Annotated in this window: 19 protein-coding genes; 15 read left to right on the top strand and 4 right to left on the bottom strand. The window is 67.2% G+C overall.

What is annotated here, in order from left to right:
* Nucleotides 1–9 precede the first annotated feature (9 nt).
* The 8 genes from OU415_RS07110 to OU415_RS07075 all read left to right on the top strand — a co-directional run bounded on the left by OU415_RS07110 (nt 10) and on the right by OU415_RS07075 (nt 11,401).
* Nucleotides 10–1,971: an oxidoreductase gene (locus OU415_RS07110; RefSeq protein ID WP_270947777.1), complete on the top strand. Its 1,962-nt coding sequence runs from the start codon at nt 10–12 to the stop codon at nt 1,969–1,971.
* Nucleotides 1,972–2,029: 58 nt separating this feature from the next.
* Nucleotides 2,030–3,019, top strand: coding sequence for an ornithine cyclodeaminase family protein (locus tag OU415_RS07105; RefSeq protein WP_270947776.1), 990 nt, complete (start codon nt 2,030–2,032; stop codon nt 3,017–3,019).
* Between the two features lie 192 nt (nt 3,020–3,211).
* Complete coding sequence (locus OU415_RS07100; protein ID WP_270947775.1) at nt 3,212–4,669, top strand: APC family permease; 1,458 nt, start codon at nt 3,212–3,214, stop codon at nt 4,667–4,669.
* Nucleotides 4,670–4,696: 27 nt separating this feature from the next.
* The gene (locus OU415_RS07095) at nt 4,697–5,539 is read left to right on the top strand and encodes a mycofactocin-coupled SDR family oxidoreductase (RefSeq protein WP_270947774.1); all 843 of its coding nucleotides are present in this window, start codon (nt 4,697–4,699) and stop codon (nt 5,537–5,539) included.
* A gap of 36 nt (nt 5,540–5,575) precedes the next feature.
* Nucleotides 5,576–6,097, top strand: coding sequence for an Lrp/AsnC family transcriptional regulator (locus tag OU415_RS07090; RefSeq protein WP_270947773.1), 522 nt, complete (start codon nt 5,576–5,578; stop codon nt 6,095–6,097).
* Nucleotides 6,098–6,489: 392 nt separating this feature from the next.
* Nucleotides 6,490–8,628 carry a hydantoinase/oxoprolinase family protein gene (locus OU415_RS07085; RefSeq protein ID WP_270947772.1) on the top strand — a complete coding sequence of 713 codons (2,139 nt, stop codon included), beginning with the start codon at nt 6,490–6,492 and terminating at the stop codon, nt 8,626–8,628.
* Between the two features lie 32 nt (nt 8,629–8,660).
* The gene (locus tag OU415_RS07080; RefSeq protein ID WP_270947771.1) at nt 8,661–10,871 is read left to right on the top strand and encodes a hydantoinase B/oxoprolinase family protein; all 2,211 of its coding nucleotides are present in this window, start codon (nt 8,661–8,663) and stop codon (nt 10,869–10,871) included.
* A gap of 32 nt (nt 10,872–10,903) precedes the next feature.
* Nucleotides 10,904–11,401, top strand: coding sequence for an acetone carboxylase subunit gamma (locus OU415_RS07075; protein ID WP_270947770.1), 498 nt, complete (start codon nt 10,904–10,906; stop codon nt 11,399–11,401).
* A 52-nt stretch (nt 11,402–11,453) separates the two neighbouring features.
* Here the strand turns inward: OU415_RS07075 and OU415_RS07070 are convergent, their stop codons facing one another.
* The 3 genes from OU415_RS07070 to OU415_RS07060 all read right to left on the bottom strand — a co-directional run bounded on the left by OU415_RS07070 (nt 11,454) and on the right by OU415_RS07060 (nt 16,959).
* Nucleotides 11,454–12,638 (bottom strand): hypothetical protein, encoded by a 1,185-nt coding sequence (locus OU415_RS07070; RefSeq protein ID WP_270947769.1) that lies wholly within the window; start codon nt 12,636–12,638, stop codon nt 11,454–11,456.
* Nucleotides 12,639–12,664: 26 nt separating this feature from the next.
* Nucleotides 12,665–15,478 carry a DEAD/DEAH box helicase gene (locus OU415_RS07065; RefSeq protein ID WP_270947768.1) on the bottom strand — a complete coding sequence of 938 codons (2,814 nt, stop codon included), beginning with the start codon at nt 15,476–15,478 and terminating at the stop codon, nt 12,665–12,667.
* A gap of 86 nt (nt 15,479–15,564) precedes the next feature.
* Complete coding sequence (locus OU415_RS07060) at nt 15,565–16,959, bottom strand: SEFIR domain-containing protein (protein ID WP_270947767.1); 1,395 nt, start codon at nt 16,957–16,959, stop codon at nt 15,565–15,567.
* A gap of 102 nt (nt 16,960–17,061) precedes the next feature.
* On the opposite strand from OU415_RS07060, the gene OU415_RS07055 reads away from it, so the two are divergent.
* On the top strand, nt 17,062–17,709 hold the full coding sequence (locus tag OU415_RS07055; protein WP_270947766.1) for an SEFIR domain-containing protein: 648 nt from the start codon (nt 17,062–17,064) through the stop codon (nt 17,707–17,709).
* Here OU415_RS07055 and OU415_RS07050 read toward each other — a convergent pair.
* Nucleotides 17,703–18,488 carry a hypothetical protein gene (locus OU415_RS07050; RefSeq protein WP_270947765.1) on the bottom strand — a complete coding sequence of 262 codons (786 nt, stop codon included), beginning with the start codon at nt 18,486–18,488 and terminating at the stop codon, nt 17,703–17,705. The two genes, OU415_RS07055 and OU415_RS07050, sit on opposite strands and share 7 nt — an antisense overlap.
* A 451-nt stretch (nt 18,489–18,939) precedes the next feature.
* Here OU415_RS07050 and OU415_RS07045 point away from each other — a divergent pair, with 451 nt between their 5' ends.
* The 6 genes from OU415_RS07045 to OU415_RS07020 all read left to right on the top strand — a co-directional run bounded on the left by OU415_RS07045 (nt 18,940) and on the right by OU415_RS07020 (nt 26,251).
* Nucleotides 18,940–19,086: a hypothetical protein gene (locus tag OU415_RS07045; RefSeq protein ID WP_270947764.1), complete on the top strand. Its 147-nt coding sequence runs from the start codon at nt 18,940–18,942 to the stop codon at nt 19,084–19,086.
* A 272-nt stretch (nt 19,087–19,358) separates the two neighbouring features.
* On the top strand, nt 19,359–21,476 hold the full coding sequence (locus OU415_RS07040) for an ATP-binding protein (RefSeq protein ID WP_270947763.1): 2,118 nt from the start codon (nt 19,359–19,361) through the stop codon (nt 21,474–21,476).
* A gap of 609 nt (nt 21,477–22,085) precedes the next feature.
* A complete protein-coding gene (locus tag OU415_RS07035) occupies nt 22,086–22,403 on the top strand; it encodes a hypothetical protein (RefSeq protein WP_270947762.1) in 318 nt (105 codons plus the stop codon).
* Nucleotides 22,404–22,781: 378 nt separating this feature from the next.
* Nucleotides 22,782–24,152, top strand: coding sequence for a spinster family MFS transporter (locus OU415_RS07030; protein WP_270947761.1), 1,371 nt, complete (start codon nt 22,782–22,784; stop codon nt 24,150–24,152).
* A 27-nt stretch (nt 24,153–24,179) separates the two neighbouring features.
* Entirely contained in the window at nt 24,180–25,286 is a 1,107-nt protein-coding gene (locus OU415_RS07025) for an NAD/NADP-dependent octopine/nopaline dehydrogenase family protein (protein ID WP_270947760.1), read from the top strand.
* Nucleotides 25,283–26,251, top strand: a complete 969-nt coding sequence (locus OU415_RS07020; RefSeq protein ID WP_270947759.1) for a 3-hydroxyacyl-CoA dehydrogenase NAD-binding domain-containing protein — start codon at nt 25,283–25,285, stop codon at nt 26,249–26,251. Before OU415_RS07025 ends, OU415_RS07020 begins: the two co-directional genes overlap by 4 nt.
* Nucleotides 26,252–26,306 lie beyond the last annotated feature (55 nt).

Below are 26,306 nucleotides of genomic sequence, written 5' to 3'. Positions count from 1 at the left end.
GAGAGCTCCATGCCCACGGGTAGGCGAACGCTGAGCCGCATCTTCGAACCGATCGATCTTGGAAGCCGCCGGCTGCGCAGCCGCGTCTACGTCCCGGCGCACCAACCAGGACTCGCCCTGGGCCAAGTCCCCGGCGATCGCTACGTCGGCTATCACCGCGCGCGGGCTCACGCGGGCGTCGGGATGCAGATCACCGGTGCCACTCCGGTGAGTCCGTCGCCGTTGTGGGGCGCGGACAACGTGTTGTCCAACTACGACGACCGGATCATCCCCGGATACCAGCGGCTGGCCGCAGCAGTCCACGACGAGGGCGGGACGATCCTCGCGCAACTCGCCCATGCCGGGGCGACCGAGCTTTCCGGAGGCGACGTCGTGGCGCCCGATTGGTATCGCTCCGAGCTCACCGGCGAGATCGCCCGCCCGGCGACATCCGAAGACCTGCACGAGATCGTCGGCCAGTTCGGCGCGGCAGCAGCACGGTGCCGCACCGGTGGCCTCGACGGCGTCGAGATCACGATGGCACACGGTCTTCTGCTCGGGAACTTCCTGTCCCCGTACACCAACACCCGATCCGACGAGTTCGGCGGTGATCCGCAGGGCCGGCTCCGGCTCGCGCTGCTCGTGCTCGCTGCGGTGCGAGAAGCCTGCGGACCCGACCTGATCGTCGGAGTCCGGATCTCCGGCGACGAACTCGTCGAAGGCGGCATCGGACCGGACCGAGCCGCGTCGATCGCAGCGGGCCTGGCGGCGACCGGACAAGTCGACTACCTCAGCGTCATCGCGGGAAACAACACCCGACGCCTCGCCAGGGTCGACCACTGGCCGCCGACTCCTGCACCGCACGGGCTCTTCCGGCACCTCGCCCGCGCCGTCCGGGCAGCGGTCGACATCCCGGTCGCCGCCGTGGGCAGGATCACCACTCCCGAACTCGCGGAAGACATCTTGGCCGACGGCGACGCGGACCTGGTCGGCATGGTCCGCGCGCACGTCGCCGATCCGGACCTCCTCGCGAAAGCCCGCGCCGGGAAGACCGAGACGATCCGACCTTGCGTGGGCGCGAACCTCTGCATCAATCGCCTCCTCGACCACCAACCCGTGGCTTGCGTGGCAAATCCCGACATCGGCCTCGAGGCCGTCCCGCCACCGCCCGACACTGGTGCTGGACGATCCGCGGTCGTCGTCGGCGGCGGTCCCGCAGGGCTGGAGGCAGCCAGAAGACTGGCGTTGCGTGGTTGCGAAGTGACGCTCTACGAGCGGGAGCACCTGCTTGGCGGGCAGCTGCGCCGATGGTCCACCACGCCCAGCCGGCAGGAATTCCGGCGGTTGCTCGAGTGGTGGGAGCGGGAACTCGACCGGCTCGGAGTCACCGTGCGGCTGGGTGTTGAGGCCGACGCGCCGAGCATCCTCGCCGACCAGCCAGATCACGTCCTGGTGGCCACCGGATCACTTCCCGTGGTGACGACTGTCCCGGGCGACTCCGGGGTCCCGCAGCTCGATGCGTTCGCGGCACTGGACGGGATCACCGCGGGCACCGTCGTCGTCCACGACGATCTCGGGAAGCTGGACGCGATGCTGGTCGCCGAGCGGCTTGCCGAAAGCTGCCCGCGCGTCGTCCTGGTGACCAGTTGCGTCCACGCGGGCGAAGGAGAAGGCATCACCACGCTCTACCCCATGTTGCGGCAGCTCGGAGAACTCGGCGTCGAGATCATCGAGCGGGCTCGCCCGGTGCGTGTTGTCGGACGGCGGCTCGAACTACTCGGAACCTTCGGTGAGCGCCGCAATGCCGTGGACGGGGTCGACGCGCTGGTCGGCCTTGCTGGCTCCGCGGGGAACAACGCGCTGGAGAGCGCGCTCCGAAGTGCGGGGGTCGCGCCTATCGTGGTCGGCGATGCGCTGCGGCCGCGGCGCATCGCGGATGCCGTCACCGAGGCAGCCGAAGCCGTTCGCGCCCTCCCCGCTGCGCTCCGGTGATGCACTCCTGATCCTGTGCCCGGCTGAACGTTCTTCTCGCCAGTCAAGGAGATTAGCTGTGCCACACGAGGTCCTGCACCTGTCGGCCGACGAGGTGGACGCGCTGTTCGACGTCGGCACGGCGATCGAGTCGCAGCGCGCCGCCTTCACCGCGCTCGGCAACGGACTGGCCGACGTGCCGGGCAAGGTCATGGATCCGAGCCGGCACGACGACTCCGTCGTCTTCTGCTACGCGTCGAGGATGTCCGCGAGCACCGGGGCGGTGTGCAAGTTCGGCAGTCTCAATCCCGGAAACCAGCAGCGCGGACTGCCCAGCGTTTCCGCGATGCTGACCGCCCTCGATCCCGAAACCGGGCAGCCGGTCGCGATCATGGACGGCAGGGCGGTGACGACGAACCGGACAGCCGGGGCGAGCGCGGTCGCCGCGGATGCGCTGGCCGTCGACGACGCGGGCGAGCTCGCGGTGCTGGGGAGCGGAGTCCAGGGGCAGGCGCATGTGCGAGCGATAGCCCGCGTCCGTCCCTTGCGGACGGTCCGCATGTGGAGCCCGTCGCTGGAGCGCTGCACCGCGGCGGCCGAGCAGTTGAGCGACGAGCTGAGCTTGCCGGTCGAAGCGGTACCCACCGCCGAGGACGCCGTGACCGGCGCGCGCATCGTCGCCACTTGCACGCTCAGCACGGAACCTGTCGTGCGCGGTGACTGGCTCGCTCCGGGCTGCACCGTGCTCGGCGTCGGGTCCTTCGAACCGACCAGGATCGAGGTCGACCGAGCAGTGCTCCGGCGGGCGAACGCGATCGTCCTCGACGAGCCGGAGACCGGAGTCGCCTACGGAGGTCCGGTCATCGAGGCGGTGCGCGCGGGGTACTGCACCAGCGCCGATGTCATCGCGCTCGGGGACGTCCTCGTCGGCCGGGCCACCGCTCGAAGCGGGCCCGAGGACATCGTGTTCTACAACAGCGTCGGCATCGGGGTGCAGGACGCTGCGGCGGCATGGGCCGTGCTCGATCGCGCCCGCCAGACGGGTACGGGCACCCGGCTGCGGTGGTAGAGCCGCCCGGCGTTCCGCGCATGTGTGCGTAAATGCGCAATGTGCAGGAGATTTGATTTGTTTTGCGTAGTGTAATGCCGATTAGACCTTGACTTTGCGTAGACGAGCGCCCAGGCTGCTTGCGCAACGCCGCAAGAGGGGCGGGGATTCGACACCTCGTCCTGGCCGCAGTAACTCTGGAGGAGAATTCCGATGAGTTCGGCGGGTAGCCCCAGCTTGGACGACGGCCTGCAGCAGGAACCGGGCAAAGCGCCTTCGATGGTGCGCCGGTTGACCTGGCGCGACGGCGTCACCTTCTCGCTCAACATGGTGATCGGGCTCTTCCTGACGCTCGGCTACACGATCGGCGCCATCGGCGGGTGGACCGCCATCGCCATCTGGGTGGTGGCCTGCCTGCTGGCCTGGTTGCAGAACAACCTCTTCGCCGAGATGGCCGCGATGTTCCCGGACCGCGCCGGCGGGATCTCCGTCTACGCCTACGAGGGCTGGAAGCGGCACTTCGCCCCGCTGGGCGCGATCGCGGCGTTCGGCTACTGGATGGGCTGGTCGCTCTCGCTGTCGGTGGAGGGCGTCGTGCTCGGCAAGATGATCACGCAGGCGTTCTTCCCGGACGTGGACTTCGCGATCCAGCTGCCGATCGGCCACGAGCTCGGGCTGCCCTACCTGATCGCGATCGGCGCGATCCTGGCCGCGTGGGCGCTGAACTACTTCGGCATCAAGGTCGCCGCCGGGGTGGCCAAGGTGACCGGGACGCTGCTGGTCGGCGGGCTGCTGGTGCTGGTGATCGGCCCGTTCCTGGTCGGCGGCGCGGGTTTCGACACCACTCGGCTGACCTTCTCCGGGACGAGCTCGCCGTTCGGGTGGAAGGAGATCGTGGTCTGGTTCTTCATCACCGCCTGGACCACCTACGGCACCGAGGTGTGCGCCAGTTTCGCCGCCGAGTACCGGAATCCGGTGCGCGACACCGCGAAAGCCCTGCGGATCTCCGGAGCTTTCATCCTCGGCCTCTACTTCGTCGTGCCGTACGTGACGGTGGGCGTGCTGGGCGAAGGGGTGATCGCCGAGAACCCGGTCAACTACATCGGAATCGCGTTCGACCGCATCCTGGGCGAGTACTCGTGGATCGGCCAGCTGCCGATCATGGCCGCGTTCGTCATCGCGATGATGACCGCCACCGCCGACGGCGGCCGGTCGTTGTACGGCATCTCGCGCTCCGGGGGCACGATCAGGCAGCTCGGCGTGCTCAACCGCTACGGGGTGCCCGGCCGCGCGCTGACCACCGACATGCTGATCAACATCGCGGTGCTGATCCTGCTCGGTGAACCCATCGCGATCCTGCTGGCCAGCAACCTCGGCTACCTCGCCGCGGTCACGCTGGCGGTCGGCGCCTTCGTCCTCCTGCGCCGGGACCAGCCGGACCTGCCGCGGCCGATCCGGCTCGGCGCACCGTGGACGGTGATTGCCGTCGTGCTGTTCGTCGTCAACGTGTTCGCGATCGCCGTCGGCACCCTGAACCCGAGCCTGACCGGCTACGGCGGCGCGACCGAAACGCTCGTCGGGATCGGCATCCTGATGATCGCCTGCGTGCTCTGGTACTACCGCCAGCGCGTGCAGGACAAGTCGCGGATCGAGTGGCGGGTCCGGGATTGACCGCAACCGCACGAGAGGGGAGCCGAGATGGCTGGTCGAGTCGAGGGCAAGGTCGCGTTCATCACCGGGGCGGCGCGCGGGCAGGGGCGCAGCCACGCCGTGCGGCTCGCCGAAGAGGGCGCGGACGTCGTCGCGGCCGACGTCTGCGGCGAGGTCGGCCGGACCTCCGACTTCTACCGTCCCGCGACCGAGGACGACCTCGCGGAAACCGTTCGCCTGGTGGAAAAGCTCGGCCGCCGGATCATCACCTTCCACGCCGATGTGCGCGACTACGCGGCTTTGGAGCGCGGGCTGTCCGCGGCGGTGGAGGAGTTCGGGCGGCTGGACATCGTCGCGGCCAACGCGGGGATCTTCCAGTTCGGCGACGAGGTCCGCGACATCGCCGAAGCAGATTGGCGCGACGTGATCGACGTGAACCTCACCGGGGTGTTCAACACGTGCAAGGCGAGCATCCCGCACCTGGTGGCGGGTGGTCGCGGCGGCTCCATCGTGATCACCTCGTCGGACGCCGGGGTCAAGGGCTTCGCGCGGTTCGGGCACTACGTGGCGTCCAAGCACGGGGTCATCGGCCTGATGCGGACGCTGGCGATGGAACTGGCGCCGCACTCGGTGCGGGTGAACGCGGTGTCGCCGACGAACTGCAACACCGACATGATCCAGAACGACGCGGTGTGGCGGCTTTTCCGGCCGGACCTGGAGAACCCGACCGGAGCGGAGTTCGCCGAGGCGTCCTCGACCCTGCTGGCGCTGCCGCAACCGTGGGTGGAACCGGTCGACGTGTCCAACGCGGTGCTCTTCCTGTCCTCCGACGAAGGAAGGTTCGTCACCGGCGTGAACTTCCCGGTGGACGGAGGATCCGCCGCGCTGTGACAGCGCCCGGTGGTCGCGTTGAGCTACGATCCGCTTGTGGGACAGGAAAACGACGCTCCTCCGCGCAAGCCCCGCCAGCGGCTGCTGGACTCGACCGACAGCAAGATCCTGAGTCTGCTGCAGCTCAACGGCCGGGCGTCCTACCGCGAGATCGCCCGGGAGCTCGGGGTGTCCGAGGGCACCGTGCGCGGTCGCGCCAACCGCATGCAGGCCGACGGCGTGCTGACCATCGCCGCGATCGCCGACCCGGCCAAGCTCGGCTACAGCGTCATGGCGTTCACCCTGCTCAAGGTGCAGATCGGACGGCAGCAGGCGGTCATCGACGCGCTCATGCCGTGGGACGAGATCACCTACATCTCCTCCTGCACCGGCCACGCGGATCTCTACGTCCAGCTGGTCTGCCGCGACCACGAGCACCTGTGGCAGATCCTGCACGAGCGGCTGCCCGAGGTCGACGGTGTGACCAGCGCGGAGACCTTCCAGGAGATCAAGATGCACAAGGTGTCCTATGTGTACCCGAACTTCGCGGGCGGCACCCCGGCAACCCCCACCGACTGACCCACCCCGGAACCAGGGGGCACCTCCGACCGGACAACCCGGTCGGAGGTGCCCCTTTTTTTCGCACCCGTTCGAACTCCCGCCCGCCCCCAGCTCGTACCTGGTCGCCGGTACCGGCCCGATCGGGTGACCGGGAACCGCAGTTTCAATTGAAACTGCAAATCCCAGCCACGGCGGATCACAGTTTCAATTGAAACTGCGGACCGGCGGATCACCCTGGCGACGGAACCCGGCCGTGGTGTGCGGGTGTGGGGGCGGCGGGGGCGTGGGGGTTGACTATGCGTAGGGATTTGGGGACGCTTCTACGCGTTGCATAGCTGAACCTTTAATCGACTGCGCAGTGCGTAGATCTTGGGGTTGCCGGGTCGGCGCACACCTGAAGGGGAAAGCCTGTGAACGAATTCCGACCTCTCGTGCTGGGCATCGATGCGGGCGGGACCATGACCGACACCCTCCTCGTCGACGAGCACGGGCACTTCGCGGTGGGCAAGGCCTCCACCACACCGCACGACGAATCCATCGGTTTCCTGGAATCCGCCGCCGACGCCGCCGAGCAGTGGAGCCTGGCCTCCCGCGAGACCTTCGAGCAGCTGGCGGTCGTGCTGTACTCCGGGACCGGCATGCTCAACTCGCTGCTGTCCCGCACCGGGCGGCGCGTCGGGCTGCTGGTCACCCGCGGCATGGAAGACGCCGTGCTGATGGGGCGCGGCCTGCAGGCCTGGGCCGGGTACTCCTACCCGGACCGGCTGCACGCGGTCACCCACGAGCACCCGGAACCGCTTGTACCGCGCAACCTCGTCCACGGCGTGACCGAACGCATCGACCAGTTCGGCAACGAAGTCGCGCCGGTCTACGAGCACGAAGTGGTCAGCGCCGTCGAAGACCTGCTCGAGCAGGGCGTCGAGGCGATCTGCGTGTGCTGCGTGTTCTCCTATGTGGACGATGCCCACGAGCGGAAGATCGCGGAGATCGCGCGAACCGCGCTCGCCGAGCACGGGGCGGAGCTGCCGATCTACCTCTCCTCGGCGGTGCGGCCGGTGGTCCGCGAGCAGTCCCGGCTCAACAGCGTCGTCATCGAGGCCTACGCCGCCGACCGCAGCCGCGAGCAGCTGATCGGCGTGGAAAAGGCCTGCCAGGACCAGGGTTTCCGCTACGGCGTGCAGACCGTGCTGTCCTACGGCGGGCTGGCCGGCGTGCGCTACCCGAGGCTGCACGAAACCATGATCTCCGGCCCGGTGGGCGGAATCCTGGGCGCCAAGTACGTCGGCGACATCATCGGCGCGGACTCCGTGGTGGTCAGCGACATGGGCGGCACCAGCTTCGACATCAGCGCCATCACCAGGGGCAACGTCCCGATCGACAACGAGCCCACGCTCGCCCGGTTCAAGCTGAACCTGCCGACCATCGCGATGGACACCATCGGCGCGGGCGCGGGCACCATCATCAAGGTCGACCCGCTGACCAAGAAGGTCAGCCTCGGCCCGGAGAGCGCCGGTTCCACACCCGGCCCGGTCGCCTTCGACATGGGCGGCACCGAGCCCACCGTCTGCGACTGCGACGTCGTGATGGGGCGGCTCAACCCCGACTACTTCCTCGGCGGCAAGGTCAAGCTCAACGTCGAGAAGGCCAAGCAGGTGCTGAAGGAGAAGGTCGCGGACCCGCTCGGCATCGACTTGTACGAGGCCGCCGAAGGCATGGCGAACCTCCTGGAGATGGACGCCAGGGAAGCCATCCGGCAGATGGTCTCGGCCCGCGCCGTCGACCCCACCGAGTACTCGCTGATGGCCTACGGCGGCTCCGGGCCGCTGCACATGGCCGAGTACAGCCGCGGGCTGGGCTTCAAGAGCATCCTCACCTTCCCGTTCGCCGCCGCGTTCTCGGCGTTCGGCTGCACCACCGCGGACTACCTGCGGCGCTACAGCCGCTCGGTGCAGCTGGCGCTGCCGCCCGACGGCGACGAGCAGCACCGCGGGGGAGTGGCCGCCGAGATCAACGCCGTGTGGCAGGCGCTGCAGGACGCGGCCCGGCGGGAGATGGCCGAGGAAGGCCACGATCCCGCCGACGTGGAGCTGCAGATGTTCGCGATGATGCGCTACACCGGCCAGCTGGAGGACGTCGAAGTTCCGCTGAAGCTGCAGGAGATCGGCTCGGACGGCGATCTCGACGCGATGGTCGCGGAGTTCGAGCGGCTCTACACCGCGATCAACCGGCCGGTCGCGCAGTACAGCGAAGCCGGGCACAGCATCACCGAGCTCGGCCTGCTGGCGAAGGTCGACAAGATCAAGCCGCAGCTGACCCGGAAGCCCCTGGAGGGCAAGACCCCGCCGAGCGAGGCGTCCAAGGGCACCCGGTCCATGTACTACGGGCGGCAGTGGCACGACGCGGCGCTGTGGGAGATGGACCTGCTGCGCCCCGGCAACGAGATCGCCGGCCCGGCCGTGATCGAGCACCCCGCGACCACCCTCGTCATCCCCGCCGGGGACCGGGTGCGGGTCGACGAGTGGACGATCCTGCACTACGAGCACGCGTGAGCGAACCCTTCGGCGAGAACGAGGAAGACTCGATGTCTGCTGCTGAGAAGACCGAGACCGCTGCGAAGACGTTGAAGGACAAGCTGCTCGACGGCGAGCGGCTGTTCGAGGAGACCGGCTGCTACTCGGGCGTGGAGAAGCTGGAGCTCCGCGACCAGGACCCGATGAAGTACGAGAGCCTGCACATCAAGCTCCGCTCGATGGTGGTCTCCGCCCGGGAGATGGCCCGGCGGATCTCCGCCTCACCGGGGGTGCGCGAGGTCGGCGAGAGCGTGGTCGCCATCTACACGCCGGAAGGCGATGCGATCGCGCTGTCCACCGGGATCATGGTGCACGTCCACACCGCGAGCCGGTTCATCAAGTGGATGATCCAGAACGACTACGAGGACTCGCCGAAGATCCGGCCCGGCGACATCTTCGCCAACAACGACGCGTTCATCGGCACCGTGCAGGCGCCGGACGTGATCGACGTGATCCCGATCTTCCACGAGGACGAGCTGATCGGCTGGGTCGCGGCGGTCTGCCACGAGCTGGAGGTCGGCGGCATCACCCCGGGCGGTGACGTCGCGCTGTCCCAGGAGCGCTTCACCGAGGGCCTGATGGTCTGCGCGGAGAAGGTCGGCGAGAACGACGAGCTGCGCCGCGACTACCTGATCCGCCTCGAGCGCAACCTGCGGATGCCGATCTACTGGGTGCTCGACGAGAAGGCGAAGGTGGCGGCCTGCCTGGAGGTCCGCGAGCAGCTCCTGGAGCTGGTCGACCAGATCGGGGTGGACTACTACAAGCAGGCCACCAAGGAGTTCATCGAGGAGGGCCGCCGCGCGCAGCTCGCCCGGGTCCGCCAGCTCACCGTCCCCGGCCGCTACCGCGGGCACACGTTCTTCGGCCACGTCACCGAGGGCAAGCAGGGCGTGCTGCCGCTGGGCAACAAGAACTGGCTGTACGCGATCCCGATGGAGATGGAGATCTCCGCCGCCGGCGAGCTGCACCTGGACTTCGACGGCACCAACTCCTGGGGCTACCACTCGATGAACTGCACGCCGGCCGGGATGGACGGCGGGCTGTTCGTGACGCTGACCCAGCACATGAACTTCGACGGCAAGGTCAACGACGGGGCGTGGCTGGCCACCGGCATGAACCTGCCACCGGGGACCTGGACGAATCCGCAGGTGGAGACGGCGGCGACGGCCACCTCGTGGGCGCTGCTGCTGCCCGCCTTCGGCTGCTTCCAGCGGATGCTCAGCCGCGGGTTCCTGGGCCGCGGCTTCAAGGAGGAGGTGTTCGTCGGCCAGGTCAACAGCCCGATGATCGAGATGGGCGGGCAGAGCCAGTACGGCAGCATGTTCGGCATCGCCCTGTTCGAGTGCGCTGCCGCGGGCAGCGGGGCGCTGGCGATCAAGGACGGCCTGGACACCGCCTACGTGGGCTGGAACCCGGAATCCGACATGGGCAACATGGAGATCTGGGAGCAGGACATGCCGATGGTCTACTTGGGACGGACCATCAGCCCGAACTCCGGTGGCTACGGGCGGTATCGCGGCGGCACCGGGTTCGAGTCGCTGTGGGTGGTGAACCAGACGCCGCAGCTCATCATCGCCACCTCCGAGCACTCCAGCCGGGTGTTCGACAACGCGGGCATGTGCGGCGGCTACCCGGCGCCGACCGTGCAGCTGCACTACGCCTCGCACGACGCGAACATCAAGGACCTGGCCGCGAACCGCGCCCCGCTGCCGCACTCGCTGGGCGACGATCCACATGAGACGGACATCGAGAAGCTGCTCCCGGGGTCGCCGAACGTGGTGGAGGGGCCGTACCTGGCCGAACCCCTGCGCGACGGCGACGTGTTCGCCCACTCCTACAACGGCGGTGGCGGCTACGGCGACCCGCTCGAACGGGACGCGGACTCGGTGGCCCGCGATGTCGCCAACGGCTACGTGACGGCGCAGTCGGCAGAAGCGGTGTACGGCGTCGTAGTGCAGTCCGGTGCGCGCAGCTGCGAGGTGGACGCGGAGCGGACCGCGGCCCGGCGCCGCCGGATCCGCGAGGACCGGTCGGCGAACGCGGTGCCGGCGCGGGACTGGATCGCGCAGCAGCGCCAGCGGGTCGTGGACCAGGACTTCGCCGTCGAGGTGCGCGAGATGTACCGGGACAGCATGACGATGTCCGACCGGTTCGCCGCCGAGATGCGCGAGTTCTGGTCACTACCAGCGGATTTCGAGTTCGCCCCGCGCTCCGACCGCTGACCCGCGCCCGCCCCACCGGATTGGGAGAGCTCATGCCCAGCTACGACAAGACCACTGTCGCGGACCTCATCGACGGAAGCCTGCCCTGGCCGGCGACCAGGACGATCATGAGTTCCTACAAGGACGACGACCGCTTCGAGGTCTACCGCGCGATCCTGCAGGAACGCGTCGACTGGCCCGAGGAGATCCTGCTGCCGATCGGCGAGCACCTCTACATCGTGCAGGCCGAGCACGGCCGGATCGTCAAGTGCGACTGCGGCCAGGAATTCGGCGACTACCGGCAGAACTGGAAGCTCGACGCGCTGATCCGGGTCCGCGGCGACCGGGAGAGCATCGAGGAGATCTACCCGGGCCGCCTCGCCTGCGACCCGGAGTGGATGGAGATCCGGGAGTTCCTCTGCCCGGGCTGCACGACCCTGCTCGAGGTGGAAGCAGCACCCCCGGGCTTCCCGATCGTCTTCGACTTCCTCCCGGACCTCGAAACCTTCTACACCGACTGGCTCAACCGCCCACTACCCGAACAACGCTGACACCGGCAGACCCCCGCCCGGCACGGGCGGGGGCTCGGGTGCTGCCCGGGTGTCAGCGGTCTGGGTGGTCGAGCAGCCGCTCGAGTTGCTGGACCAAGTCGTGCTGGCCGTCCTCGACGGCCAGTGCGCGCAGCCTGCTTTCGTCGAGTCCGGGGAACTCCAGCTGATCTCCGATCAGGCGGAGCCGGTCCGCGCGGTTCTGCGATCGGTACCGGAAATTCCCGAGCAGGGATTTGGCGCGTTCCAGCACGGCGCGTCGTCGTACAGCGTGGTCCTGGCACCACACCCGGACCACGACGTCGCCGAGATCGACGAACGAGCCTACATCCCCGACTCTGCGCGAACCGTCCGGTTGGAAGTCCCCGGCTTCGAAATCGGCCTGCCAGGATCCGTCCGGATGCTGGAAGGGAACCCGCCCGGCGGGGGCTTTCCGGGCCAGCCAGCTCTCGACGAGCGCTCGTTGCTCAGAAACCGGGCGTCTCTCGTTCTGCAGCGTGGAATCGATCTCCGGCAGCTCGGTGCACAAAGCGCTGAGCTCCTCGTCGAGTTCGCTCCCGTTGGTTTCGCTGTAGGCCAGGTAGCGCTCGTGCCCACCGCGCGTGACCGCGCGCACGAGGTAGAGCGGGAGGAAAACGCACTCCGGCTGGACCTCCTGCGGGTTCTCCACCGCCATCGGGAGGTTGAACTTCTCGCGGTCGGGGTTGCGCGCCAGAGCGGTCAGCGCCTCCCGCCGGAACGGTCTGAACGAGCTCAACTGGGTAAACCGCATGTCGCGCAGGGCCGTGGCCTCCGCCGGAGCCAAGAAGGGGCTGGAGCTCTGGTAGTAGCGGCGGTGCATCGGTTGCGAGGTGTACCCGTCGAAGTAGATCTTGCGCCGATCTTCGTGACGGATCTCGTAGCAGGTGTTGGCCTTCAACGACTCGCGGGCGAGGTCGGTGAGCACGAGCTGGTCGCCGTGCGGATCCAGGTGCCCGATGCGGCGCAGCACCCGGACGGCGCGGTCCACGAGAACGGGGTCCAGGCGAAGGAACTCAGCGAGGTGGGGGATCGTTGTGATCCCTCCCTCGGCGATGGACCGCTCGAGGAACTTGTCGATGAGCGCGTAGTCACGTCCTGTCCTGATGGTTGCCCGGACCTCGATCTCGTGCACCGGGAACAGGACGGGGAATACACGGGTGGGGTAGACGCCCTCGCGGTATGCCGCTTTCTCCAGCGCGCGGCGCTTCGCGATGTTCATCCTGTGCTGCGTGCGGTCTCGTCGAGTCATGATCCCAGTGCGGTGAGTCGGTCGGCCATGGCTTGGTAGCTGATGATTTCTCCGCCGCTGCCCAGTGCGCCGTGCAACTCGGCCATCAGGGCGCGGAAGCCGGGGTCCCTGCTGGCAAGCAGCATCTTCAGGTCTCCCACGAGGATGAGGCGTTGCTTGGCGCGGGTGAACGCGACGTTCAGCCGCCGGAGTTCGTCGAGGAACCCGATCTCGCCATGCTTGTTGCTGCGCGTGAACCCGTACAGCACCACGTCGCGCTCGCCGCCCTGGAACGCGTCGACCGTACCCAGGTTAGTGTCCACCGTCTCCTGGTTCGGAGCCCACTCCGCCAACTCTTTGAGGCGGCTAAGCTGGGCCCGGTACGGCACGATCAGCGCCCACTCGGCTTCGCTCGTCTGGTAGTGCTCGGCTAGCCTATTGAGCATCTCCGCTTCGGCGTGGTTGACGCATCCCTTCTCCTCGTCGTTAACCGGCCGCTCGTGGCGCCTTTGTTCGGGCAGCGCCGAGGTGTCCACGAACACCAGCGGTGTGCGGAAGAGCGCGTCTTCCCGGCGTGGCTCCACTGCAGATTGCAGGGTTCCGTCGTAGAAGAACCCGGAGATGAACTTCGCGATCTCCACCGGCATCCGGCGTTGTGTCCGCAGTTGCACCACGTGCTCGGCAGGCAGTGCCTTTACTAGGGTTTCCAGGAGGCTCTTCTGGGACAACGTGAGCAGCGTCTCGGAGTTCTCGTGCTGTTCGATCGCCGCCTCCACCTTCTTATCGCTCACCGGGGGCAACTGCATGTGGTCGCCGACCAGAACGGCGCGCCGACCGCGGATCAGCGGGATCAGCACGTCAGAGGTCTGCGCCTGACCGGCCTCGTCGACGATGACCAGGTCGAACTCCTCCGCGGAGATGTCCTTCTGGGTGGCGGCGCCGATGCAGGTCGTACCGATGACGTCGGCATAGCGGATCAGCTCCGGCCGGATCTGCTGGGTCGGGCAGGAGGAGACCGCCTCGTGCCACTCGGTGACCAACCGAGCGCGGGATTGCAAGATCCCGATGCGCTTGTGCACGCCCGTGTGCAGCTCTCCGACCTGCCGGTACATCGTCGCGTCCTCCCCGCTATCGGATACCACCGGCAGCGGTTCGATGTCGAGCAGTGCGTGTCGCAGCGTGGAGTACTCCTTCAGCGCGGCGGTCCGGTTCTGGGAGTTCTGCTCCGCAGTCGCCGCGTACTTCCGTTGCGCTGCTTGCACTTCAGGAACATCCCGGAGCACCGCCTCGAGCTCGTCGTGGGCGAGCCGGAGCTGTTCGCGGGTCTCGCCCAGGTGCTGGGACACGGCATCGAGGCGACGCCGCCGCTTCGCGATCCGGCGTTCGCGGAAGCCGCCGACCACTCGGGACCACCAGCCTGTCCCGGACCGGGTGTGCTCCGCGCGCTGGACGAGCTCGTTCAGCTGGCGCTGCACGTGGCCAGCCCGTTGCTGCTGGCTGCGGGCCTGCTGGGACAGCTGGTGCACGCGGGCGTGCGCAGGACCACCGGCCGAGCGGCGGCACCGGTCCAGTTCCGCCTTGCACGATGCGAGCTCTCCCCGGGACTGCCCCCAGCGCTCGATCTGCTCGCCCAGCACCTGGTGCCGACCGAGCGCAATAGGAAGCTCCTCGTACCGTTCCAGGAGCAGCTGGCTGCGCATCTCGAGCTCGCCCCGCAGATCGTTCGCATAGACGTCCAGCAGACGGTCCTGGACGTTCGCATCGACCTTCAACGGGTCGCCGAGGCGGATCGCGATCACATCGCCCGGGATCCGGTGCAGAACGTTGTCCACTGCCTTGTTCGAGTACGAGGTGACCAGGGTCTTCCCGCCGCCGGATCGTCCGAGGGCGCCGGCCATCTCCGTGATGACGCGGGTCTTCCCCGTGCCGGGTGGCCCGAGAACGATCATTAGGTCGTCGACGCTCAGGGCGCTGCGGAAGGCGCGTTCCTGGGACGGGTCGAGTTTCTGCGCGGGCTGGTAATCAACCTTGCGCATCGGACGCATCTGGTGCTCGACCAGCACTTTCAGCAGGGAGCGGTGTTGCGTTTGCCGATTGCGCAGCGCTTTCGCCGCATCGTGGCGCTTGGCGTGCACGATGTCCGAGGGCGCTGGAAACAGCTCGCCTTCCTCGGGCAGCCGATTCCAATCGAGCAACCCGTCGAATCGCACGACCGCCTCGCGGCGGGCCACCCGCAACACCCGTCCGCGCTGGTCGGAGTCATCGCCGATCTGCACGTAGTCGTTCTGCTTCGGAGCACGCCCGACGATGGTGAAGGCGTAGGTGCTCCCAGTGGTGGAACCGCCCTCGTCGGCTGAACGCACGCTCTGGTAGGCGAATCCGCCCCGGCCCGAGTTGCTCTGGGCATCGACGTCGCGGGAGATCTCGTTGAAGGCGTCGATCGTGTCGAGGTACTGCGAGTGCTGGGGGTCCAAGCGGGCTATGTCCTCCTGGTCGGCCAGTTCGTGCTGGAGCCGCTGCCACTCGTCGCGCAGTACCGGCCAGGACTTGATGCGCTTGTCCGGGAGTTCGCTCTTGTGCGTCACAACCCGCCAGCGGGAGTGCACTAGCAGGCAGGCCCGGGCGAGTTTCGAATGGTCCGGGAGCTTGAACGGATCGACGTAGCTGATCCAGAAGAAGTCGCCTCTGTCGTCCGGGCGGAGCTTCAGGACGTAGCCGTAGGTGTACAGGTGCAGGTATTCCTTCTTGCCCTGCTTCATCGACACGGTGGCGGGAACACCATCAGTGCGGCGGGACAGGTCCTTGGAGATCTGCTCGGGACCCGCTGGCATGAGCGGGGATTTCGACCTGTCGATCTCCAACCAGTTGCTGGGGACCAAGTGGATCGACCCGATCGGGACTTCTCGCAGCATGCTGATCACTTCCGGAAGGCGGCGGCCAGTTCGGCGACCGTCGGGCGGTTGGCTGGAACGGGATCGAGGGCTGCGTCGATCGACGCACGAGCGTCCTCCGGTGCGACCGGGCAGACCACCCGCGCTGGCAGGGGATTGCTGTCGTGAGGGCGGTGTCCGCTGATCTGGTGGTAGGCGACGGCAGCCAGCTGGAAGACGTCGGTCCAGGGGCCGATGGCGCCGTGTGCGCGGAGCGTCTGCTCGGGGGCGGGGTAAGGGGCGGGTTCGCCCGGAACCGGTGGGCGCGCCGCGCCGCCGAGATCACGCAGTGCGAGGTGCACGTCGTCGATCCGGACGATGCTTCCCGGAGCCAGTTCGCGGTGGTTGCGCCCGCGGTGGTGCAGCGACTCCAACGGGGCAGCGAGCCCGGCCAGGGCAGCCAGCGTCCGGCGCACTGTGATCGCGTCGAGCTCGTCTGGATTCGGGATGTACTCGGCGAGGGTCTCGAAGCGCCGGCGCCATGAACGGGGCCAGGAGTGCACGAGGGTCCGCGTCCGGCCTTCGTCGAGGAGGGCGAGCGGGCGCGGCACGGCTTGCTGCTCCTGGCTGATTTCGGCGAGCAGATCATGTTCTTCGGCCAGCGCTGCGCAGATCTCACCTGCGCAATGGGTCTTCCGCTCGGCCTGCCGCAGCCAAACTGGTTCGTTCGGCTCGCCGATGAGCAGGGCCCGCGCTTGGCGCAGGATTTCCGGACCGCCCTTGCCGCCGGGGTTTTCAACCCCGTCGTGCACGATGAACGTCCGGCCGTCCAGAACGATCTTTTCCCCGGCGAGGAGCAACACCTCCGCCGCAGGCGGGTCCGCGCTCGTGCTGGTGTGTTGCTCCGGATCCCGGGCAATCGGGTAGCGCGGTCCTAGAGGCGGCTTGTCGTGCAGGGGGCTGTCGCGCAACGCGCGCAGGAGTTTCTGCACTTCGTTGTCGGCGATGTCGATAGTGCTGATCTGGTATTTGTCCGTGGAGTACGAGGCCAGCATGCGCGGGATGTCGGTAGTGGTCGTGCCGGGCAGGACGACCGGCAACTTCTGCTTGAGCGATGTGGAGAGGTCTCTCGCGAGGTCGTCCCGGGTGAGGAAGGCTCCGGTCGTCACCCTGGGATTTCCCGGCTGCGTGGAGTCCATGAGACGCCTCATCTCGGGCGATGCCACGATCAGGACGAATTCCGCTTCGTCGAACCGCCTCTTCTCGGCGATGACCTGATCGGTCCGCTGCGGTGGGCTCCATTCCGGCAAGTTCGCGTCGATACCCGCGCGCACGCGCAGCATCGTGGCGAATTCGATTACCCGGGCGACGTGCTGCTCCGAGTCGTTCGCGTGGAAGACGTAGACGCGAGGACTTCGCGCGGATTCCTCCGGATTTGGCACGAACCGCCATCCCCCACTTCCATGACCGGATACCGGTGAAGAACGTGCCACACCGGATCCAGCAGTGGTGTAGAAGAGGCCGGATTGTCCAGGATTTGGCCAGTGCAGAGGGTGGCTGAATGGTCATTGACCGTGCTGTCATGGTGGCTGGTCAAGGTCCCAGGCGAGTCGCGTGACGAGGGAGAAATGCAGATACCCACACCCACCGTCTTCATCTCGTACATCCACGAGGACGAAGAACACCGCGAACAGGTGTTGGAGTTCGCGCAGTTGCTGGCAGGTATGGGGATCGACTCGGTGAACGACTTCTGGATCGAGCCGTACCGCCACAAGCTCGGCGAGTGGGCCGAGCACTACATCAGGAACTCGGACTACACGCTGGTGATCGCTTCGCCGCGGTTCCGGCTCATCGGCGACGGGTATGGCACTGACGATGAGAATCGGGGCGGGCAGTGGGAAATCGCTCTCTTGCGGGAAAAGCTCCAGCAAGCCCGGAGTGAGTGGACCCGACGCATCCTCCCGGTCCTGCTTCCCGGGCACACGATGGAGGAGATCCCCGACTTCCTCCAACCGTCCGGTGCGCACCACTACCGCGTCCCGGAGATCACGAGAGAAGGCGTCGACAAGCTGTACCGCACGTTGACCGGGCAACAGAAGCACGTCAAGCCGGAACTGGGGAAGCCGGTGGTGTTGCGGCCAAAGTCCGGTCCCGGCTCCCCGGGCTGGGAGTCCTGGGAGCAGCGCTACTGATCCCACCGGATGCCGTAGGCGAACTCCGGCTGGAGGTTCCGGAAGCGCACGTGCACCTCGCCGGCGGCATCCGTTTCGAGCGGTGTGCCGGTCACCGATCGCAGGTCGTTCTGGAAGACCTTCTCCAACAGCGCGACTGTGCGCGGAGTCCGTGTGCCGAAGCGAACCGTGAGAGTGAACTCCGCGCAGGCGCTCTTCGGTACGCACACGTAGTGGGGCAGCATTTCCGCCGTGCGAACCCGTAACGCGATCTCGTGCTTCTGCCCGCGCCGCAACGGTTCGGGCGGGCGGAGCGCAAGCCCGGTCTGCTTGCTTGATCCGTTCCGCGTGCGCAGTAGTGTCCCACCGGCGAACACATCGACGTTGACATCATCCGCGCCGTGGACAGCCAGCTGGCCCGAAGCGGTCAGCGTGGTTGCGAGGTCGAGTTCGTCGAGAGATTCATTGCAGGCCACCACTCTGCGGAACACGAATGCCTCGGGCCTCGGTTGGTCGAGCGCGAGCAGCACTCGCATCCGCTCGGTGTGCCAAGAACCTGTCGGTGTTGTCGCCGTCTCGCCGCCTTCGGCGAGCAGCAATGCCAGCTCTGCGCATCCTTCGTCGATACGGCGTCGAGCGGTGCGAATGTCACGGTCGATGTTCTGCGCGATCCAGGCTTGCCGGTCCTTGAGGAAACGGGATCCGGGGCCACTGAGCCCTAACGCCGTTAGCGCGGCCTGCCGTTGTTCACGCCCCAGCAACAGGGCCTGTCGAGATATTGCCTCGATGACCTTCTGCACGGTACTTGCCGGTGTGTCGTCGGGGGTCACTCCGCATGCAGCGCGGAGAGCGTCGCCGATCTCACCCGCTCGTGCCAGGCACAGCCCGCGATTCCTGCGAAGCCGCTTCAGCTCCGCTTCGCAGTCCTCAGCGCTTCCCACTATCCCTCCCAGTGATCACGGGTTGCTGATGATGTCGGCAAATCCCAATGCAGGTTTCGTCTTGGCACACGGCGGAACTGCTCTCGGAAACGGAATGCGCCGAGGGGGTGAATTTCATCCAGGCAGCAATGAGGAGAGCAGCCCGAGTGCTGTGCAGTGGCGGTCATTCAGCTGCGGGCCGATTTCGGCGCAGGGTGAACTGATCAACTGATCCAGACTCTCGATCAGTTAGCCCATCTCCCGGTTCTAGATGACCGAATCAACGACACCTAAAGACGTTGGCGGCGCAATGGCGGGGCAGGAAACCTGCTTGACCTGCAACGCCGGAGTGCTGACCGGGGCGCTGGTGTCGCAGGCCTGCGGCGGCTCGGGCGAGGACCCGACTGCGCTGCACGGCACGGGCTTCGGTGTTGTTGCCACGTGGGTGATGGTCTGCGGTTCACCCGGGCTCGGCTAAGGTTTTCTGCGATCTTCACTCGGATAGAGCAGCTCCTCGTCACATTCGAGGGTTTTCACTGCTCCGGGCGATCAGCGGTCCTAAATGATCATCCAGTAGGTTCCTTTAGCTGGGCGCAACTGGTTTGTGACGAGGTTTGGATTCTTCGTTAAGCGGTATCCAGGGCAGGCTCGGTGTGTTGTCATGGACATGGATGATCATGTTCGAGGGGTGGGGGACGCATGCATGGGACGGCGGACCGCTCAGTCGTCGCCGGGGGAGCACGCAATGAGGTGTCGGGTTCGGTCGGCACTGTGGTTCAGGCGGGCACCATAGTCGGTGACGTGCACTTTCAGACGTTTCCCAGCTTGCCGGTTCCGCAGCAGCTGCCACCTGCCCCGGGTGGTTTCGTGGGGCGCAGCGAGCAGTTGGAGGAGTTGAGCGCTGGTTTTTCCGGGCAGTCAGGTACATCGCAGGCGGGTCCGCGGATCACGTTGGTGTGTGGAACTGCGGGTGTCGGGAAGACGGCGCTCGCGGTGCACTGGGCCCATCAGGTGAGTGCGGACTTCCCGGACGGCCAGCTGTACGTCGACTTGCGCGGCTATGGCCCGAATCGTCCGTTGGATCCTGGCGAGGTGCTGGCCGGATTCCTGCGTGCCCTGGGAACACCGGCGGAGGAGATCCCAGATGGGCTGACTGAACGCGCTGCGCTGTATCGGAGCCTCCTTGCTGGGCGGCGCGTTCTCGTGGTGCTGGACAACGCGTGCGCTGAGAACCAGGTACGTCCCTTGTTGCCGGGCTCGTCGTCTTGCTGCGCGTTGGTCACGAGTCGTCGTGTGTTGTCGGGTCTGATCGTTGGCGAGGGTGCTGCCCTCGTCCGGGTCGATCTGTTGACCGCCGCGGCGGCGTTGGAGCTGTTTCGCACGCTGGTCGGCGCGCGTGTTGATGAGGAGCCGGCCGCTGCTGATTCCGTGATCAGGTCTTGCGCACGGTTGCCGTTGGCCTTGCGGGTGGCGGGGCAAGCAGCGCGTCTGCGGCCTTCGATGTCGCTGGCTGACCTCGCCGCGGATCTGACGGACCGGGAGATCCAGCTGGATGTCTTGGGCGATGATGATCCGTCGACGTCCGCGCGGACGGTGTTCTCCTGGTCCTACGAGCAGCTTCCTGGTGATGCTGCAAGGGCTTTTCGTTCGTTGGGCGTGTATCCGGGGCATGACTTTGACGCTTATGCGTTGGCCGCATTGCTGGACATCACGCCCCGAGCAGCCGGGCGCGCGATTGATTCCTTGGTCCGAGCGCACCTCGTTCAGGATCCGGGCAGCGGTCGGTTCGATGTGCACGACCTCTTGCGGTCGTACGCTGAGGAGATCGCGGAGCAGCATGACAGCGACAACGATCGCCGCTCTGCCGTGCAGCGGCTGTTCGACTACTACTTGCACACTGCTGACAAGGCGGACCGGGTCATCACACCGCATCGTTACCGGATTCCGCTGGAGGGCGCGGTGCGTGCCTCGCCGGCGTTCGATGACCACGACAAGGCCCTGGCGTGGCTGGATGCCGAACGACCCAACACGACGGCGATATTCCGGGTGGCGGATCCGGTTCTGGATTCGCGCCTGTGGCTGCTGGCCTACACGCTGCGCGGCTACTACTTCCTCAGCAAGCAGTGGAAGGACTGGACAGAAACGCATGAGCTGGCTCTTGAAGCCACCCAACGTAACGGTCACCACTACGCCGAGGCGCAAACCCGGAACAACCTCGGACTGGCGCTACTGGAGCAAGGACAGCTTGATGCTGCAGCCGACCACTACGAGAAGGCGCGCAAGCTCTTCGAGTCCGTTGGTGACATCCACGGTGTGAGCAATGCGCTCGCCAACCGTGCAGGAGTCCTGCACCACCTCGGTGACAACGAGTCGGCCCTGCAGGAGCTCGAGCGTGCGCTGGCCTGCTACGAGCAGACCGGGGCAAGGAGGAACGTTGCGATCACCCTGCGCAGGATGGCTCGCATCGAGATCGATTTGGAGCGCTTCGGTGCTGCCGTCTCGAGGCTGGGGCGCGCGTTGGACCTGTTCGGTGATCTCGGGTTGCCGTTGGATTCGGCGATAGCGTTCAACTGCCTCGGCGAGGCACACCACCAGGTTGGCAACCAAGTTGAGGCCAAACAGGCGCACGAAAGGGCCGCGGTGCTCAGCGACGAGTGCGGCAGCCGCTTCGAGTGCGCCCGCGCTCACCACGGCCTAGGCCGCATCGCCGCCGGTCGGGGCCGAATCTCGGAGGCTGAAGAGCATTGGGAAGAGGCGTTCGCTCGTTACACCGCTTTGGGGGCATCGGAGGCTCGCCTGCTCGATGACGAGAGGGCAGCGTTGCATGCGACAGCAGTCCCACAGCAACGCAGCGAAGCCCCCCGCTAAAGCGCGTTCGACAGTATCCCGGCCCGCGAACTAACCGAACACGCTGATATCACCTGCGCCCGTGGTGCGGCGTTCCAACCCGTGTCCAGGTTGGGCCGAGTTCTCGACCTGACCGGCTTGGCCTCGACCACTGCCGCACCTCCACCTCGCTGGACAGGACCTGGACCTACCTGTGCGGGGGACGCTAGCTGTGCAGGTCTGATCCGGTCGACCAGCCGCGTTGGCGTGGTTCGCGCGCAGATCGGACACATCCGCTTCCCGGCTGACTCATAGTGATCAACCCGTCCACCGCTACGGCGAACGCACTCCGATCGTCGGAACGCGTCGCACCGGGCTGCAGGGTTGCAACTGCGGACCGCGAGCGAACTGACCCGGCCGACGGTCACCACAGCGAAATGCCCTTTGGAATATTCAGGGATTGGTGGTCACCACATGAGGTGAGAACGGGCATTTCCGATTTGCGCGTCGTTCTGGGCGCGATAGGTTTTGACCTGGTTCCGCTGCTGCGGGATTTCTCGATTCCCAGGTAGGAGTCCGCGTGGTCGATGCGTGCTGCATTGCGGCGCGGATTCTGCTGCTCGAAAAATTATTTATGAAAGGGTTTTTCGAATGCGTTCTGCCAAGCGCGTCATCGCCGTCACCGCCCTGGGCCTGCCGCTTCTGTTCGGTGCTCCTGCCATGGCTTTTGCCGACGGCGGCCACAACGGGGACGGCGGCAAGCCCTGCCACTCCAAGAAGTGTCACGGCGAGAGCCAGAGCCAGGTGCAGGACCAGGACGCCAGCACCGAGCAGTCGAACTCCAACGTTTCGCCGATCTACCAGTGGAGCGTGGGCAGCAAGGGCGAGCAGAACGCGGTGAACTGGGTCGACCAGGACAACACCAGCTCCACCGAGCTGAACGCCGGTGCTTGGGAATTCGACGACTGAGGTCGCACTGACCGCCACTGAGTCAGCACAGTGGCAGCGGCTGCTCGGCCCGGCGACCAGATCGCCGGACCGGGCAGCTCATCCAGGTGCAGCCCACCGAAGCGAAGCCGCGGTTCAGTCCTCGTCCTGAACCGCGGCTTCGCGTTGCTCGGTTGTTCTGCACATCCAGCGATTCGCTCTCCGATTCCTCCGCCGGCCGGGGTAGGGGATTTCCTTAGCCGAGTGGGGGAGTTCCTGCGTCTCGGGCAGGGAAGCACCAGTTGTTGTCGGGGTCACCCGAAAATTAGCGTACCCGGCACGCCGCCGTTCGCCGGCTCGGGTGTTCGCCGATTTCGGCAGGCCTGACGAGACCACTGGATTGCAGAGGGCGCATTGCCGATGACCGACGAATTGTTGCCCGAGACGCGAAAATCGTACCGCTACCAGTGGTACGTGGTGGTGGTCTGCATGATCGCCTACGTCTTCTCCTTCGTCGACCGGCAGATCCTGTCGCTGATGATCGAGCCGATCAAGCGCGACCTGGACCTCACCGACACCCAGTTCAGCCTGCTCAACGGGCTGGCGTTCTCCCTGCTGTACTCGTTCATGGGGTTGCCGATCGCGCTCCTCGCCGACAAGCGCTCCCGCCCGCTGATCATCTCGATCGGTGTCGCCTTCTGGAGCCTGGCCACCGCGCTTTCCGGCCTCAGCAAGGGATTCGTGCACATGTTCCTGGCGCGGATCGGAGTGGGCGTCGGCGAAGCCGCGCTGTCCCCCGCGGCGTACTCGATGTTCAGCGACATGTTCCCGAAGAGCAAGCTCGGACGGGCCTACGGCATCTACTCGCTGGGCTCGTTCATCGGCGGTGCGGCCGCGTTCATCATCGGCGGTTACGTCATCAACCTGCTCAAGTCGGTCGACGCCGTCGCGCTGCCGCTGGTCGGCGAGGTGCGGGCCTGGCAGCTGACGTTCCTGATCGTCGGGCTGCCCGGGCTCCTGCTGGCGCTGCTGGTGTTCCTGACCGTGCGCGACCCGGGGCGCAGGGGGCTCAAGCACAACGCCGACGGCGGCGTGCAGAAGGTCGCGCTGCGCAACGTGTTCGCGTTCCTGTGGAGCCACCGCAAGACCTTCGCGATGCACTACCTGGGATTCTCCCTCTACGCCCTGGTGCTGCTGGGGATGATGGCGTGGACCCCCGCGTTCTACATGCGCGCCTTCGGGCTGAGCCCGACCGAGACCGGCTACCTGCTGGGTGTCGTCGTGCTGGTGGCCAACGGCAGCGGGGTGCTCTTCGGCGGCTACCTGGTCGACCTGCTGTCCAAGCGCGGGCACTCGGACGCCGCGATGCGCGCCGGGGTGATCGGCGCGGTGGGCATGACGGTTCCGGTCATCGCGTTCACGCAGGTGGGGAACCTGTGGGCGTCGCTGGTGCTGCTGGCGGTGGCGATGTTCTTCGCCTCGTTCCCGATGCCCGCCTCGACCGCCGCCATGCAGGTGCTCAGCCCCAACCAGATGCGCGCCCAGGTGTCGGCGATGTTCCTGCTGATCTCCAACCTGATCGGCCTCGCGCTGGGCACCGCCCTGGTCGCGCTGGTCACCGACCGGGTCTTCGGGGACGAGAAGATGGTCGGTTCGTCGCTGTCCCTCGTCTACGGCCTGGCATCGGTGGTGACCGTCCTGCTCCTGTGGCGCGGGTGCAAGCACTTCCGGCGCAGCCTCTCGCGTGAAAAGCTGCTCGCGGAGCAGCGCGACGTCGTGGCAGCCAGCTGAATTCCGACACGAGAAGGGTCCGACGAGTTGAGAATCGCAGTCCTCGGAGGCGGGCACGGTTGCTGGGCCGCAGCAGCGGAACTCGCCGAGAACGGCCACGACGTGCAGTGGTGGCGACGCGACGCAGCGGCGCACCAGGCCCTCAGCGCGGCAGGCGCCATCACCGTCCGCGACCACCGCGGCACCCGGCAGGTGCCGGTGGGCGACGCGGACGGCGCGATCCGGCCGGTCACCGACCTCGCCGAGGCGGTGCGCGGCGCCGCGCTGATCGTCATCCCGCTGCCCTCCACCACCCACGAGGACCTGGTCGAGCGGCTCGCTCCGCTGCTCAGCGACGGCCAGGTGGTCTTCCTGCCGCCGGGAACCCTCGGTTCCGTGCTGTTCGGCAAGGCGATGGTCGACGCGGGCAACTCCGCCGACGTCGCCTTCGCCGAAACGGGCACGCTGCCGTACCTGGCCCGCAAGCACGGCAGCACCGAAGTGGTGGTCAGCGGGTACGCGACCCGCCTGCCGACCGGGGTGTTCCCGAGCCGGCTGGCCGAAGAGGCGTTCGGCGTGCTGCGCGAGGCCTACCCGAGCGTGGAGACCTCGGAGGACGGGCTCAGCGGAGCCCTGATGAACGCCGGGCCGATCATCCACCCGCCGCTGATCATGATGAACGCCGGTCCGCTGGAGCACTTCGACGCCTGGGACATCCACAACGAAGGCACCCAGCCCTCGATCCGCCGGGTCACCGACGCGCTGGACGCCGAGCGCATCGCGCTGCGCGAGGCGCTCGGCTACGGCGCCCCGCACTTCCCGCTGGCCGACCACTACGCGGTCGACGGCGAGGAGTGGATGTACGGCCGCGCCGCGCACGAGAAGCTGACCGACAGCGGCGACTGGCGGGAGAAGATCGACCTGCTCAGCCACCGTTACATGCTGGAGGACACCCGGCTGGGCCTGTCCCTGCTGGTGTCGGTCGGCCGGTGGGCGGGGGTGCCGACCCCGGTCGCGCAAGGCCTGCTGAGCATGGCCTCGGCGATCACCGGCCGCGACCTCTACGCGGAGGGCCGCACGCTGGAGGGCTTGGGGCTGGCGGAGCTGTCCCGCGACGACCTGGCGCAGCTGCTGGAGGAGGGGTTCAAGTCGTGACCGACGAGATCGCGGTGGTCGGTGCCGGCCGGATGGGCGAGGGCATCGCGCTGGCCTGCCTGGCGGTCGGCATGCCGGTGGTGCTGGCCGACGTCAAGGAACGCACCGACGACGAGCGCCGCGCCTACGGCGAACGCGTCCGCGAGCGGTTGGCGGAGCAGCTGCGCACCAAGCTCGGCGACGACGCGGCGCTGGCGGGGCTGACGGTGTGCGACCGGGAGTCGGCGAAGCTGGCCGACGCGACCGTGGTGTTCGAGGCGGTGCCGGAGGTCATCGAGGTCAAGCGCGACGCGCTGGCCTGGGTCTGCACCCAGGTCGGCGAGTCCGCGGTGATCGCCTCCACCACCTCGACGTTCCTGGTCACCGAGATCGCCGAGCTGGTCGACCGACCGGGCCGCGTGGTCAACGCCCACTGGCTCAACCCCGCCGACCTGATGCCGCTGGTCGAGGTCAGCCGCAGCGACGACACCGACCCGGACGCGGTAGCGACGCTGACCGGGCTGCTCGAGCGCATCGGCAAGGTCCCGGTGGTGTGCGGTGCCTCGGCGGGCTACATCGTGCCCCGCCTGCAGGCGCTGGTGATGAACGAGGCCGCCCGCATGGTCGAGGAGGGCGTGGCCACCGCGGCGGACATCGACCTGGCGGTCCGAGCGGGCCTCGGCCCGCGCTTCTCGGTGCTCGGGCCCCTGGAGTTCATCGACTGGGGCGGCGGCGACATCCTCTACTACGCGTCCCGCTACCTGAAGTCGCAGCTCGGAGACCGGTTCCAGCACCCGGACGTGATCGAGCAGAACATGACGGCCCACCGCCGAGGCCTCCAGGACGGCACCGGCTTCTACCACTACGACCCCGACGGAGTCCCGGACTACCGAACAGCCCGAATGCGCGAGTTCGAAGAGATCTTCCGCCTCCGAGAACCAGAACTCCGCAACGGAACCCCGATCCCGACCCGACCGGAGGACTGACCAACGACGGGCCAGGTGCGGCAGTCGAGGTTGGGGTGCCGTGAGCACTTTCTGG

Source organism: Saccharopolyspora oryzae (assembly GCF_027853915.1).
GTDB lineage: Bacteria > Actinomycetota > Actinomycetes > Mycobacteriales > Pseudonocardiaceae > Saccharopolyspora > Saccharopolyspora oryzae.
Note: the sequence above shows the minus strand (reverse complement) of the source record. Positions and strands in the feature narration are given on the sequence as shown.